Here is a 13,793-nt window from a genome sequence, read left to right on the forward strand (position 1 = left end):
GAAATGTGGGTTGATGCCGGTATTGAAGCGTATGGTGAATCTTGTATTAAAGCCTGTGCTGAATCGTTTGTGATAGCCGTTTGTGAAAACCATTGCACCGCGCATCAACCGCGTAGCATAACGGTAAGCGTCAGCCGATTGAAGCGGAACCACACGTTCAGCGGCCCTATTTCCCGATGGCGCTCACCAGCGCCTGCAGGAAGGCGGCGTTTTCCTCAGCGCTCCCGACCGTCACCCGCAGGCAATTCGCCAGCGGCCCCTGATCGGCCCCCATGTGCTTGATCAGCACACCCTGCGCCTTTAGTGCCTCGAACACCTCGCGGGCGGCCGCGACACGAAACAGGATAAAATTGGCGCGGCTGGGAAAGGGCGTCACACCGTCCAGGGCGTCCAGCGCGGCGGCCAGCCGCTCGCGATCCGTGCAGATCTGCCGGGTCTGCCCATCCAGCACCTCGCGGTGGGCCAGCGCAAACTCGGCGCTGACCTGGGTCAGCACGTTGATATTATAGGGTAGGCGGGTCTTGTCGAATTCCCCCAGCCAGGCCTTCGGCCCCGCCAGCAGCCCCAAACGCAGCCCGGCCAGACCCATCTTGGACACGGTACGCATCACCACCAGGTTGTCGTAGACGCCCAGCTCGGTCATGAAACTGTCGCCGGCAAAGGCGTGATAGGCCTCGTCGACCACCACCAGGCCGGGACTGGCCTCGATCACCGCGCGCACCGCCGCGCGATCAAACAGGTTGCCGGTGGGATTATTGGGATAGGCCAGAAACACCACCGCCGGCTGGTGTTGCCGGATGGCGGCCAGCATGGCCTCCACATCGAGTGAAAAATCCTCTGCCAGCGGCACGCCCACGTAATCCATGCCGGTGAAGGTGGCGATCATCTTGTACATCACGAAGCTGGGCTCCGGCGCCAGCACCACCCGCCCTGGCTGCGCCAGGCTCAGGGCGATCATCTGGATCAGCTCATCAGAACCGTTGCCTAACAATACATCCTGACCCGCCGGCACGCCCATGGCCTCGCCCAGGCTGGCCTTGAGACCGGCGGGCGCGGGATCGGGATAGCGGTTGAGGCTGACGTCGCGCAGTACGGCGAGCCATTCCTCCACCATGTCCTCGGGCCAGCGATAGGGATTTTCCATGGCATCCAGCTTGATGAAATCCGCCGACGGCGGCACGTGGTAGGCCGACAGGGCGCGGATCTCGGGACGTATCCAGTGCGCGACCCGCGCCAGTAGCGAGGGGTTAGTGTCGAGTGTCGAGATGGCCATGTCGTTTTTCACCAGCAACTCGTCCCGCGTCACTCGCCACCTTTTATCCGGTACTCGGCAGAACGGGCGTGCGCGTCCAGCCCCTCGCCGCGCGCCAGGGTCGAGGCGACCCTGCCCAGGGCCGAGGCGCCGTCCGCCGAACACATGATCAGGCTGGAGCGCTTCTGGAAGTCGTACACGCCCAACGGTGAGGAATAGCGCGCGGTGCGCGAGGTGGGCAGTACGTGATTCGGCCCGGCACAGTAATCGCCCAGCGCCTCGGCGGTGTAGCGCCCCATGAAGATGGCGCCGGCGTGTTTGATCTTTTTGGCCATTGCCTCGGGATCGGCCACCGACAGCTCCAGATGCTCCGGCGCGATGTGATTGGCCACGGTAACGGCCTCGTCCAGATCCTTCACCTGCACCAGGGCGCCGCGGTCGGCGAGCGAGGTGCGGATGATCCCGGCCCGATCCATAGTGGGCAGCAGTTTGTCGATGCTGGCCTGCACCCGGTCAAGGTAATCGGCGTCGGGACAGAGCAGGATGGACTGGGCGTCCTCATCGTGCTCGGCCTGGGAAAACAGGTCCATGGCGATCCAGTCCGGATCGGTCAGGCCATCGCATACCACCAGGATCTCCGAGGGTCCGGCGATCATGTCGATGCCCACGGTGCCGAACACATGACGCTTGGCGGTGGCCACATAGATGTTGCCGGGGCCGACGACCTTGTCCACCTGCGGCACCGTCTCGGTGCCATAGGCCAGCGCGGCGACGGCCTGTGCCCCGCCGACGGTGAACACCCGATCCACGCCGCAGATGGCGGCCGCGGCGAATACCAGCTCGTTGATCTCGCCGTCCGGGGTGGGCACCACCATGATCAGCTCGGCCACGCCGGCCACCTTGGCGGGGATAGCGTTCATCAGCACCGACGAGGGGTAGGCCGCCTTGCCGCCGGGCACATACAGCCCCACCCGCTCCAGCGCGGTGACCTGCTGCCCCAGCAGGGTGCCGTCGGCCTCGGTGTAACTCCAGGAGTCCTGTTTCTGGTGTTGGTGATAGGCGCGCACCCGATCGGCGGCCTGTTGCAGGGCCACACGTTGCTCCGTCGGCAGACCGTCCAGCGCCTGCTGTAGACGCTCAGTGGGGATCTCCAGCTCGACCATGCTTGCCGCCGAGGTGCGATCAAACCGGTTGGTGTATTCCACCAGGGCGGCATCGCCACGGGCGCGGATGGCGGCGATGATCTCGGTCACAATGGAATTTACCGCCGCGTCGGACACCGATTCCCAGGCCAGCAGGGTGTCGAGCCTCTGCCAGAAATTGGCGTCAGTGCTATTGAGTCGTTGGATAATCATTCATTTCCTCGCCACATGGAGAAAAGATACCAGGGAAAAATTCGTTTTGTGCTGCCCCTTTTATCTTGCCTCTTTTATCTTTGCCCTGTATTCACTGCCTCGCCGATCTGCTCGATGAGGGCCTTGACCCGCGCGTGCTTCACCTTCATCGCCGCCTTGTTGACGATCAGCCGCGAGCTGATATCGGCGATGTGCTCAAAGGGGGCCAGGCCGTTGGCGCGGAGGGTGTTGCCGGTGTCCACCACATCGACGATGCGATCGGCCAGGCCTACCAGGGGCGCCAGCTCCATGGAGCCGTAGAGCTTGATAATCTCTACCTGCTCGCCGCGGCTGGCATAAAACCGGCGGGTGCTGTTGACGAACTTGGTGGCCACCCGCAGCCGTCGACCAGGCAGCACCGCCTCCTCGCCCACCCGCCCGGCGGTCATCAGCTTGCAGCGGGCGATGTTCAGATCCAGCGGCTCATAGAGGCCGTCGCCGCCGTGTTCCAGCAGCACGTCCTTGCCCGCCACGCCCACATCCGCCGCCCCGTACTGCACATAGGTCGGCACGTCAGTGGCGCGCAGGATCAGCACCTTCACCTCGGCCTGATTGGTATCCAGGATCAGCTTGCGAGACGTATCGGGATCGTCCACCAGCTCGATACCGGCGTGGCGCAGCAGCGGTAGCGTCTCTTTGTAAATGCGTCCCTTGGAGAGGGCGATAATCAGGCTGTTATTTTCACTCATATCTGGCACGTTTCACTGTAGGGTGGGCATTGCCCACCAGCACACTATTTTCGGTGGGCAATGCCCACCCTACACACTCAGCACTCAGCACTCAGCACTCAGCACTCAGCACTATCTAATTGGGTACGCGCCGTATGGTGGCGCCCAGCTGCTGGAGTTTTTCCTCGATGCGCTCGTAGCCGCGATCGATGTGGTAGATGCGATGCACCTCGGTATCCCCCCTGGCCACCAGCCCGGCCAGCACCAGACTCGCCGAGGCGCGCAGATCCGTGGCCATCACCGGCGCACCGGTCAGGCCTTCGCGGCCAGTGATGATCGCGGTATTGCCCTCCAGACGAACCTTGGCGCCCATCCGCTCCAGCTCCTGCATGTGCATAAAGCGATTCTCAAACACCGTCTCGGTGATGGTGGAGACCCCCTCCGCCACCGCATTGAGCGCAGTGAACTGGGCCTGCATATCGGTGGGGAAGGCCGGATAGGGGGCGGTATGCACATCCACCGCCTGTGGCCGCCGGCCCTGCATATCCAGCGAGATCCAGTCGGGGCCCGTCTCGATCTGGGCGCCGGCCTCGCGCAGCTTGGCCAGCACCGCGTCCAGCGTCGCCGGGCAGGTGTCTTTCACCAGAATGCGTCCTCCGGTGATGGCGGCCGCCACCAGATAGGTGCCGGTCTCGATGCGGTCGGGCAGCACGTCGTAACGCACCCCATTGAGCCTTTCCACGCCCTCGATGGTAATGGTGGAGGTCCCCGCACCAGTGATCCTTGCGCCCATCTTGTTCAGGCAATTGGCCAGATCCACCACCTCGGGCTCGCGCGCGGCATTTTCCAGCAGCGTCGTACCTTCCGCCAGGCTGGCGGCCATCATCAGGTTTTCCGTGCCGGTCACCGTGACGATATCCAGCACGATGGTGGCGCCCTTGAGGCGCTTGGCGCGCGCCTTGATGTAGCCGTTTTCCACCGTAATCTCCGCGCCCATGGCCTGCAGGCCCTGGATGTGCAGATTCACCGGCCGGGCGCCGATCGCGCAGCCGCCCGGCAGGGAGACCTCGGCCTGACCGAAGCGCGCCAGCAGGGGCCCCAGCACCAGGATAGAGGCGCGCATGGTCTTCACCAGCTCATAGGGGGCCGAATAGGTGGTCATGGTGGAGGTGTCTGTCTCGATGGCCAGCTTTTCATCGATCACCAGGTTGACGCCCATGGCGCCCAGCAGTTCCATGGTGGTGGTGACGTCCTGCAGGTGTGGCACATTACCGATGGTCATCGGGCCATCGGCCATCAGGGTGGCGCAGAGCATTGGCAGGGCGGCATTTTTGGCCCCGGAGATGCGAATGGTGCCATCCAGTACGGCGCCGCCGGTGATGATTAATTTATCCATATTTTTTCGTTACCCCGCTCGCTGCGGCCTGCTGGCCGCACGGCGGTTATGAGTTCATGAGTGGTTATGGGTTAGTGGCCCGGATGTCTGTCGGATTCAGGATGGCGGGGTTGCGGCCGCCAAAAATAAAAAGGCCACCCGTGCCGCAACCAAGGTGGCCATTATTCACCTTGCGAGGCGGCCGGTATCAGCTCGCACCCACCTGTAGCTTGCTGGCCTTTGCCCACTCGGCGGGCGTGTAGGCCTTGATGGTAAAGGCATGCAGCTCGCCGCTGACAATCGGTTCATTGACCGTGGCATAGACCATTTTCTGTTTCGCCACCAGCGACTTGCCCTCAAAGGCATCGGCCACCACCACGGCCTGAAAGTGGCTGCCGTCGCCGGTCACGGTGGCGGTCGCGCCCGGCAGACCGGTCTCGATCAAACGCTGTATTTCGCTGATTTCCATTTATCGACTAACTCGTTGAATTGGGGGACCTTCCTGCAAAAGTCCGCACCATGAACAGGACGCGTAGAATACCGCTTAGCCGCGGATTTTGTAACCCTTTTGCAGCATCAGCAGGGCCACCGCGCTCAGCGCCACCAGAAATACCAGGGTCACCAGCAGGCTGAGCATGGGATCGGCATCCGATTGGCCAAAAAAGCCGTAGCGAAACCCGTCGATCAGATAGAAAAAGGGATTGAACTGCGACACGGTCTGCCACATCCCGGGCAGGGAATGGATGGAATAGAACACCCCGCTCAGAAACGACAGGGGCAGGATGAAAAAATTCTGGAATCCGGCCAGCTGATCAAACTTTTCCGCCCATACCCCGGCGATCAGCCCCAGCACCCCCAGGGTGGCGCTGCCCAGCACGGCGAACACCACGATCGCCCACCCCGCCGCCAACGGCAGATCGATAAACAGGATCGCCACCAGGTACACCGCCAGCGCCACCAGCACCCCGCGCACCACCGCGGCGGCGGCGTGGGCGATAAAAAACTCCAGGCTGGAGATGGGCGACAGCAGCACAAATACCAGATTGCCCATCATCTTCGACTGGATCAGGCTCGACGAGGTATTGGCGAAGGCGTTCTGGATGATGGACATCATCATCAGCCCGGGGATCAGGAAGGACGAATAGCCCACCCCGTCATAGACCTGCACATTGCCCTCCAGGGCCTGACCAAACACCAGCAGGTAGAGCAGCGCGGTGACCACCGGCGTCAGGATGGTCTGCACAAACACCTTCATAAAACGCCACACCTCCTTGGCGAACAGCGTGTAGACACCGCGCAGTCGGGAGGCCCTCATGGGGAGACCCCTGCATCGACTGGCGGTGCGATGCCAGAGGGGTCGGCGGTGAGGTCCAGAAACACCGCCTCCAGCCCCGCCTCTTCGGTGTGCAGATCGATCACCTCAATGCCGGCGCCCTGCAGCGCCTTGAGCACATCCACAATATGGTCGTCGATTTTGTGCAGTCGCAATGACAGGAAATTGTCCCCGGCCTCCAGCACCAGCGGGCGCACGGCCTCGGGCAGGGTATAGTCCGCCTGCGCCAGGGTGAGCCGCAGCGACCGATGCGGGCTGCGCGCCAGCAGCACCTGCGTGCTCTCCTGCACCACCACCTGACCCCGGCGGAGGATGGCGATCTCCTCGCACAGCGCCTCGGCCTCCTCCAGATAGTGGGTGGTCAGCACAATGGTGTGGCCATCGGCGTGCAGCCGTTTGGTAAACTGCCACAGGGCCTGACGCAGCTCGACATCCACACCCGCCGTCGGCTCGTCCAGCACCACCACCGCGGGCTTGTGCACCAGGGCCTGGGCGATCAGCACGCGGCGCTTCATGCCACCCGAGAGGTCGTGCAGATTGGTGTCGGCCTTGTCGCTGAGGCTGAGGGTCTCCAGCAGCTCGTCGACCCAGGGGTAGTTTTCCGGCCCGTGGCCAAAATAACCCGACTGCAGGCGCAGCACCTCGCGGACCGAGAAAAAGGGGTCGTAGACCAGCTCCTGCGGCACCACGCCCAGCGCCTGGCGGGCCTGCCGAAAGTCGCTCACCACATCGTGGCCCATGATACTGACGCTGCCGGCATCGGCCTTCATCAGGCCCGCCATGATATTGATCAGGGTCGATTTGCCCGCCCCGTTGGGACCCAGCAGGCCAAAAAAGCTGCCCTGCGGCACCTCGATCGAGACCTCGTTAAGGGCATGCAGGGCACCGAAGCGCTTGTGCACCCCCTGAATGGAGACCGCCTTGCGCATGTCAGTTCAGGGCGAGCAGCTCATCGACACCGCTAAGACGGGCGATGGCCAGCATCTGGGAGGGGATGTTCTGAAAGTCGATGCTGCGCTGTTGCTGCGCGGCGGCCCGCCGCCATTCGATCAACAGCGCGACGCCGGCGCTGTCGGCACGCTCGACACCCTGCAGATCGATACGGATCTCCGCGTCGCCCTGCCGCCAGTCCAGCTGTTTGAGCAGGGCGGGCACCGTCGCCATGCTCAGCTCGCCGGACAGCATCAGGCGCCCGTCATCCGCGGTTTGCAGGCGGGTGGCGCTCACGGTTTTACGCCATCCGTCACCACGGCGGGTGCGTTGCGTTCGGCCAGCCGCTCGATCAGTTTCTCCAGCCCGTCCTTGCGGATCTCCTGGGCAAACGAGGTCCGGTAATTGGCCACCAGACTGATGCCGTCCACGCTCACATCAAACACCTTCCAGGTGTCGTCCTTGATGTGCATCTTGTAGTCGATCGGGATGGGGAAGCCGGCGGACTGCTGAATCTCGGTGCGCACCGTCACCTGCGAGCCATCCGCCTGTTCACGGGCCGGCAGCATGTCGATCTTCTTGTCGTAATTATCATTCAGGGCCTTGGCATAGGTGCGCACCAGCAGGGTGCGAAACTCACTGGCAAAACGCTTTTTCTCATCAGGCTTGGCGGTGCGCCAGTATTTACCCAGCACCCAGCTGGACATGCGGTCAAAATCGAAGTGCGGCGCGACGATATCGTCGACCACCTGCAACAGGTAATTGGGGTCGGCGCTGATCTTGTCCTGCTCGGCGCGCAACACGCTGGTGATCTGGTCGGTGGTCTGCTGTACCAGCTCCTGCGGCGCCTGGATGGCCAGCGCCGGGGCGCTCAACATACCCAGCGCCAGACACCAGCCGGCATATCTTGTTAAGCCCTTGCTCACGACATTCCTCACTTGAACTCTCCCGTCACCACGCGCAGTCTGGCCACGTGCAGATTATAGTCATTGACCGTTTTCAGATAATCGCCATAGGCCTGTATGTAGCCCAGAAAGGCGCTGATCACCTTGTCGGCCCGCTCCACGCCCGCCTCAAAATCCGCATAACTACTGATCATCCAGCGCCGGCCACTACGGCTGCCCTCGTACAGGTTCTGCACCATGCCGTGATGGGCGTGTACGGTGTGATACTGCTCGGCCACCTGAAAGGGGATGCCCTGCTGGGCAAAGGACTTCAGCGCCAGGGTCGATTCCATCTCCGCCTGCGCCTGCGCCACCTGGGCCGGCTGGCGGCCACTGGCCCACTCCCACTTCAGACCCAGGATGGGCGTCGCCCCGGCGCTGTTAAAGGGATCGTAGGCGCTGACGTTGGACAGATCCTCCCGCAGCGGGCTGTAGGAGATCACCCCCGCCACGCCGGTGTACAGATTGGGGTTGGACTCGCTCTTTTTCGCCAGCATCCATTCGCGCCGCGCCTGCAAGCCCGCCGCCAGCTGGTGGATCTCGGGGCGCTGCGCCAGGGCCTGCGCCTGCAGGGCCTTCAGCTCGCCCCTGGGCAGCTCGACCGGGCTCAGGCGCTTGTCGGCCAGCTCCAGTTCGTCTTCCGGCGCCACGCCGGTGAGCATGCGCAGGCCGGCCAGGGCGATATTCTCGAAGCCGGTCGCCTCGGCGATATAGCGTTGCAGCAGGGCGACGCCGGTCTGCAGGGCATACAGGTCGGACTGCTTGGCCTCGCCCTCGCCGTCATCCAGCCAGCCCTGCACCAGCTCACGCGCCGACTCGAGTTTTGCCAGCGAATCCTCCAGCAGCAGGCGGGTGTCCCTGGCCGCCAGATAACCGTTGTAGGCGCGGGTGACCTCCAGCAGGGTCTGGCCACGTTGCAGGGCGACATCCCCCTGCTTGATCTGCACATTGCCGGCCGCGGCGAGCGAGTAGTGCTTGATCTTGCCGAAGGTGTGCAGGGGTTTGATGAAGGAGAAATCCACGTAATACCAGGGCGACAGGCCGTCGATATCGAAGGCGTTGTCCGGGATGCCCACCGTCGTCTTCCCCGAGCTGTCGGTGGTCTCGAACAGGCCGCCGCGCAGGGACGGCGCAAAGCCCACAAACGTATTAACATTGAACGACCAGTCGTCACCGCCACGGGCCTCGGCCAGCAGGCCGCGGGCGGCCTCCACCAGCTTTTTCTTTTCGTCGATGCGGGCATCGGTGTTCAGGGCCCGCTCGATGGACTGCGGCAGGTCCAGCACCACCGTCTCCGCCTGGGCGGCGCCCAGCGCCAGCAGCAGACAGCAGGCGGGCAGCAGGCGGTTATGGGCTGCCGAATGAGGGGTTCGTATCATGCTCATGTCCAGAGGCTAGCCGTCAATGGCGCCTAGTCCTTGTCCGCCTGACTCACCAGAAACTGGCCGATGATCTGTTCCAGCACCACCGCCGACTGGGTCAGCTGTAGATGGCTCCCCGCCCTGAGCACCTCTTCGGCACCCCCCGCGTCCAGGCCGATGTACTGCTCGCCCAGCAGGCCGGCGGTAAAGATGCTGGCGCTGGTGTCCTCGGGGATATTGTCGTATTCGTTCTGGATATTCAGGGTCACCACCGCCTCATAGGCCTGCCGGTCAAAACCGATCTTCGCGACCCGCCCCACCACCACCCCGGCCATGGTCACCGGCGAACGCACCTTGAGCCCGCCGATATTGGCGAAATTGGCGGTCACCTCGAACCCCTCGGTCTCGGTAAAGGCGCTGATGTTACTCACCTTCATGGAAAGCATCAGCAGGGCGGCCATGCCGACCACCACAAACAGGCCCACCCAGATTTGTACCGATCTTGAATGCATCATTTTTTATCTCTCCACCCTCTGTCCAATAGACTTGCCCATCGCCTCGCCAATACCGTCTTAATCAAACATCAGCGCCGTCAGCACGAAATCCAGCCCCAGCACGGCCAGCGAGCCATGCACCACGGTATTGGTGGTGGCGCGGCTCACGCCCTCCGAGGTGGGTACGGTGTCATAACCCTCGAACACCGCGATCCAGGTCACCACAAAACCGAACACCAGGCTCTTGATGACGCCGTTCACGATATCCTCATACAGATCCACCTTGGCCTGCATCTGCGACCAGAAGGCGCCGTCGTCCACGCCCAGCAGACCCACGGCCACAAAATACCCGCCGACCACACCCAGGGCGCTAAAGATGGCGGCCAGCAGGGGCATCGCCAGAATGCCCGCCATGAGGCGCGGCGCGACCACCCGGTGCAGCGGATCCACCGCCATCATCTCCAGCGCCGACAGCTGTTCGGTGGCCTTCATCAGGCCGATCTCGGCGGTGAGCGCGGAACCGGCGCGGCCGGCGAACAACAGGCCGGACACCACCGGCCCCAGTTCACGCACCAGCGACAGCGCCACCATCACGCCCAGCGACTCGGTGGCGCCGAAGTCCACCAGGGTATTGTAGCCCTGCAGGGCCAGCACCATGCCCACGAACAGGCCCGACACCGCAATGATCAGAAAGGACAGCACGCCCACCGAAAACAGCTGCGTAATCACCATGCCGAAGCGCGGCAGCAGGGCCGGGAAACCCGTCAGCACATGCAGCAGGAACAGGTGGCCCCGACCAATGCGCTCGGCGACGCCAAGGGTGACGGCCCCCAGCCGCTGTAACAGGATCAGCATCAGGCCGCCCCTCCCGCCGAATCCCTGGCGGACGGACCCAACAGGTCCTCGGCATAGTCGATCGCGGGATAATGAAACGGCACCGGCCCGTCGCGCTGGCCCTGGATAAATTGCTGCACCCAGGCCGAGGTCGATTCATTCAGCGCTGCGGGCGTGCCGTGCTCCACCACCTTGCCCTCGGAGATCACGTACACGTAATCCGCGATGGAGAGGCTTTCCTTCACGTCGTGGGACACCATCACCGAGGTCAGCCCCAGCACATCGGTCAGGGTGCGCAGCAGCGACACCAGCACCCCCATGGAGATGGGGTCCTGGCCGGTAAAGGGCTCGTCATACATGATCATCATCGGGTCCAGGGCGATGGCGCGCGCCAGCGCCACGCGCCGCGACATGCCGCCGGAGAGCTCGCTGGGCATGAGCTCGCGCGCGCCGCGCAGGCCGACGGCGTGCAGCTTCATCAGCACCAGATCACGGATCATGGCCTCATTGAGTCTGGTGTGTTCGCGCAGGGGATAGGCGACGTTGTCGAACACATTGAGATCGGTCAGCAGGGCGCCATTCTGAAACAGCATCCCCATGCGCTTGCGCAACTCATAGAGCTCCCGGTAACCCAGTTCGGGCACCGACTCACCATCGACCTGCACCGTGCCTGCATCGGGCCTTAACTGACCACCGATCAGGCGCAGCAGGGTGGTCTTTCCCGTGCCGCTGGGGCCCATGATGGCGGTCAGCTTGCCGCGCGGGATATCGATATCCATGCCGTCAAAAATCACCCGCTGGCCACGTCGATAGACCAGGTCACGGATCCTGACCAGCGGCTCGTCGGGGCTCACGCTCATCGGCGCCGCCCTCGGGCCGGTCGCTTTTGGTCACACGCAAGATTGTCGGTAGTGAATAACATGGGTTTTATTATTTTTGTAAGGTTCTTGTCATTTATGCAAAAGGCTAGGTAAAGGGATCGGGCCGGGTCCAGCAAACGGAATCAATCCATGTCCGGGATCACCAGCATGTCGCCGATCATCATTGCCGCCCGCAGGGCATCGACATCGGGTGCTGCCTGTTCCACCATCAGCAACACGCGGCGCTTCGTGCCGTCCTGTATCTCACAACGCAGACACTGCTCAATAATCTCACGCCACTGACGCGGCGTGTAGCTTATAGTACCGGCAACCCGCGCCACGGCGAAGCCCCCCTGGGTCCACGACGGCGTCCCCTCGCCAACATTCCAGCACAGCGACACCTTCAGCTGCTGCAGGAGACGCCTGCCCACCTCGCTGGGTTGCCTATTTTCGGGTAACAGCACAGCCACCGGCGCCACCGCCACTGCGGTCTCCAGCTCGCCGGCAATCATCGCCAGATCGGGATCCACGTCAAGCGGCCGCAGCAGGATGCCCCCCAGGCGATCGCCCAGCGGGCTAACCGCCTGGGCCAGCTTCACCCAGTCCGTCTGCACACCCACTACTTCCAGATAAAAGATGAAATCGTCGCTGGTGTCCTCGACCCAGCGCTCAATCTCCAGCGCATCCTCGCCCGACCATGCCGAGGCCGGTACCACCACGGCCCGAAATTCATTGCTGTAATAGGCGAGCCGCCAATCCTCCGGCAGATCCTCCGGATAGAAATTTCCGCACCAGTCCGGAAAGGACCAGCCATAGGCGGCAACAATGATGTCGGTGTGTGGCTTTTTCATCCGGTTAATGGTGTCTATAGCGCTTATGTCGGTTCACCTGCGGTGGCGTTTGGGTATGGGTGCGCTATGCCTCATGTTATCGCCTTGCTGATAACCGTATTGCGATGGCTGTATTCTGATTCTTGTGCTCTGATTCTTGTACTACGATTCCTGTACTACGATAACCGTTCTGCGATCGTTGCATGACAGTCGTCGTACTAACGCGATGCGACAGTGTACTATCAAACCGCCTCAACCCCCCAAACCTGAATCAGGAGAGCCTCGCCATGGGTGACATTCTCCCCTTTAAACGCCCCGCCCCCCGTAAACCCGGTGACATCCACAAGGGTAAAACCCTGTGCAAGAGTGGTTTCCACAAATGGGAGATCTCCAGGGACAAACAATTCGACAGCCGCCTGGGCAAGCTGGTCACCCTGTATGTCTGCCAACGCTGCGGTGCCACCAAAACCAGGAACCTGTGACCGACCAACAAGGCCCGACAAACTAAAGACCCGCACTCACTCAATCCAGCGGATTTCGCGGGCGGTGTATTCGCCGACCACCACCGCCCCCAGGCTATCGACCTGCCGGGCCTCGGTCGGACTCAGGGGGACCCGCCCCGCCATCAGCTCCGCATACTCCTGGGGCAGAACCGGCTGCCGCTCGGGTTCGGCATAACCGATGGGGAAGATCGGCTGATTGTTCTGTGGATTGTATTTATCGGAGGCCCCCACCGTGTGCAGCAGCTCGTGGGCGATGATCACGTTGTTGCCTGCGGCCGCGCGCTCACCGGCAAAGGCGTGCACCACGCCGAGCAGGCCCTTTTGCAGCCCCAGGGAATGGGCCACGCGTGGGCTCTGCTGCGGATCGTTGTAGAGCACAAACATCTGGATGTGCGCGGGCGGACCCCGCTCGCGGCCCACCTGCCAGGCCCAGTAGCGCATCTTCAGGCTCCACCAGATCACCCCCAGGGTATTGCGATCCCGTGGCGGCGCGGGCGGGTGTTCGCTCAACACCGGCCCCATGACAATATCCACCGGCTGACGCACCGCGAGCCGATACTGCCCCGCCTCGTCGACAAAAAAGCGCTCGATCTCCTCAAAGGCCTGCAGCGACAGGCCTTCGATGTAGGCGGCCGACCGTTCGCTGCCATCGCCATTGATGGGATAGATCGCCACCACCAGCGGCTTCTCCCAGCTGGTGGTGCGCCACTGGCTCAAGCCGCTGCCCACCGCCACCAGCAGCAGCACGAACAGCAGGAATAACACGCGCAGCTGCTTGAAGGTGCTCATTTACGGAACAGCCAGAACAGCAACGACAGGATCAGGCTGATGATCAGCGAGGTCATCAGCGGAAAATAGAAGCGGGCGTTTTCCCGCTCCACCACGATGTCGCCCGGCAATCGACCCAGACCCAGCCGGGTCAGCCACGGCCACAGCAAGCCCACCACCACGAGAACGATGCCGAGAATAATGAGCAGCCGGGACACGATGCGTGATCAGAGCCGGTGAAAAAACC

General features: G+C 62.7%; 17 protein-coding genes. 1 reads left to right on the forward strand and 16 read right to left on the reverse strand.

The window, feature by feature from the left end; all coding sequences use genetic code 11:
- Positions 1-166: 166 nt before the first annotated feature.
- The 14 genes from hisC to RRB22_03020 all read right to left on the reverse strand — a co-directional run bounded on the left by hisC (position 167) and on the right by RRB22_03020 (position 12,296).
- A complete protein-coding gene (gene hisC / locus RRB22_02955; protein MDT8383352.1) occupies positions 167-1,273 on the reverse strand; it encodes a histidinol-phosphate transaminase in 1,107 nt (368 codons plus the stop codon).
- A gap of 29 nt (positions 1,274-1,302) precedes the next feature.
- On the reverse strand, positions 1,303-2,607 hold the full coding sequence (gene hisD, locus RRB22_02960) for a histidinol dehydrogenase (protein MDT8383353.1): 1,305 nt from the start codon (positions 2,605-2,607) through the stop codon (positions 1,303-1,305).
- A 74-nt stretch (positions 2,608-2,681) separates the two neighbouring features.
- A complete protein-coding gene (gene hisG / locus RRB22_02965) occupies positions 2,682-3,335 on the reverse strand; it encodes an ATP phosphoribosyltransferase (protein MDT8383354.1) in 654 nt (217 codons plus the stop codon).
- 115 nt (positions 3,336-3,450) lie between these two features.
- Positions 3,451-4,710 carry a UDP-N-acetylglucosamine 1-carboxyvinyltransferase gene (murA, locus tag RRB22_02970; protein ID MDT8383355.1) on the reverse strand — a complete coding sequence of 420 codons (1,260 nt, stop codon included), beginning with the start codon at positions 4,708-4,710 and terminating at the stop codon, positions 3,451-3,453.
- A gap of 187 nt (positions 4,711-4,897) precedes the next feature.
- Positions 4,898-5,158 (reverse strand): BolA family protein, encoded by a 261-nt coding sequence (locus RRB22_02975; protein ID MDT8383356.1) that lies wholly within the window; start codon positions 5,156-5,158, stop codon positions 4,898-4,900.
- 75 nt (positions 5,159-5,233) lie between these two features.
- Positions 5,234-6,004, reverse strand: coding sequence for an ABC transporter permease (locus tag RRB22_02980; protein ID MDT8383357.1), 771 nt, complete (start codon positions 6,002-6,004; stop codon positions 5,234-5,236).
- Complete coding sequence (locus RRB22_02985) at positions 6,001-6,951, reverse strand: ABC transporter ATP-binding protein (GenBank protein ID MDT8383358.1); 951 nt, start codon at positions 6,949-6,951, stop codon at positions 6,001-6,003. The genes RRB22_02980 and RRB22_02985 overlap by 4 nt, the downstream gene beginning before the upstream one ends.
- 1 nt (position 6,952) lies before the next feature.
- The gene (locus RRB22_02990) at positions 6,953-7,249 is read right to left on the reverse strand and encodes an STAS domain-containing protein (GenBank protein MDT8383359.1); all 297 of its coding nucleotides are present in this window, start codon (positions 7,247-7,249) and stop codon (positions 6,953-6,955) included.
- A complete protein-coding gene (locus tag RRB22_02995; GenBank protein ID MDT8383360.1) occupies positions 7,246-7,890 on the reverse strand; it encodes an ABC transporter substrate-binding protein in 645 nt (214 codons plus the stop codon). The genes RRB22_02990 and RRB22_02995 overlap by 4 nt, the downstream gene beginning before the upstream one ends.
- Positions 7,887-9,275 carry a TolC family protein gene (locus RRB22_03000; GenBank protein ID MDT8383361.1) on the reverse strand — a complete coding sequence of 463 codons (1,389 nt, stop codon included), beginning with the start codon at positions 9,273-9,275 and terminating at the stop codon, positions 7,887-7,889. Before RRB22_03000 ends, RRB22_02995 begins: the two co-directional genes overlap by 4 nt.
- A 32-nt stretch (positions 9,276-9,307) precedes the next feature.
- Complete coding sequence (mlaD, locus tag RRB22_03005) at positions 9,308-9,772, reverse strand: outer membrane lipid asymmetry maintenance protein MlaD (GenBank protein MDT8383362.1); 465 nt, start codon at positions 9,770-9,772, stop codon at positions 9,308-9,310.
- 57 nt (positions 9,773-9,829) lie between these two features.
- Positions 9,830-10,606 carry a lipid asymmetry maintenance ABC transporter permease subunit MlaE gene (gene mlaE / locus RRB22_03010; GenBank protein MDT8383363.1) on the reverse strand — a complete coding sequence of 259 codons (777 nt, stop codon included), beginning with the start codon at positions 10,604-10,606 and terminating at the stop codon, positions 9,830-9,832.
- Positions 10,606-11,445 carry an ATP-binding cassette domain-containing protein gene (locus RRB22_03015; GenBank protein ID MDT8383364.1) on the reverse strand — a complete coding sequence of 280 codons (840 nt, stop codon included), beginning with the start codon at positions 11,443-11,445 and terminating at the stop codon, positions 10,606-10,608. The genes mlaE and RRB22_03015 overlap by 1 nt, the downstream gene beginning before the upstream one ends.
- 143 nt (positions 11,446-11,588) lie before the next feature.
- On the reverse strand, positions 11,589-12,296 hold the full coding sequence (locus RRB22_03020; protein MDT8383365.1) for a DUF72 domain-containing protein: 708 nt from the start codon (positions 12,294-12,296) through the stop codon (positions 11,589-11,591).
- A 266-nt stretch (positions 12,297-12,562) separates the two neighbouring features.
- Between RRB22_03020 and RRB22_03025 the strand changes: the two genes are divergently transcribed.
- Positions 12,563-12,757 (forward strand): hypothetical protein, encoded by a 195-nt coding sequence (locus tag RRB22_03025; protein MDT8383366.1) that lies wholly within the window; start codon positions 12,563-12,565, stop codon positions 12,755-12,757.
- 36 nt (positions 12,758-12,793) lie between these two features.
- Here RRB22_03025 and RRB22_03030 read toward each other — a convergent pair whose 3' ends face one another.
- Positions 12,794-13,567: a hypothetical protein gene (locus tag RRB22_03030; protein ID MDT8383367.1), complete on the reverse strand. Its 774-nt coding sequence runs from the start codon at positions 13,565-13,567 to the stop codon at positions 12,794-12,796.
- Entirely contained in the window at positions 13,564-13,764 is a 201-nt protein-coding gene (locus RRB22_03035; protein ID MDT8383368.1) for a DUF2905 domain-containing protein, read from the reverse strand. Before RRB22_03035 ends, RRB22_03030 begins: the two co-directional genes overlap by 4 nt.
- Positions 13,765-13,793 lie beyond the last annotated feature (29 nt).

This window comes from Gammaproteobacteria bacterium, assembly GCA_032250735.1.
Taxonomy (GTDB): domain Bacteria; phylum Pseudomonadota; class Gammaproteobacteria; order SZUA-152; family SZUA-152; genus SZUA-152.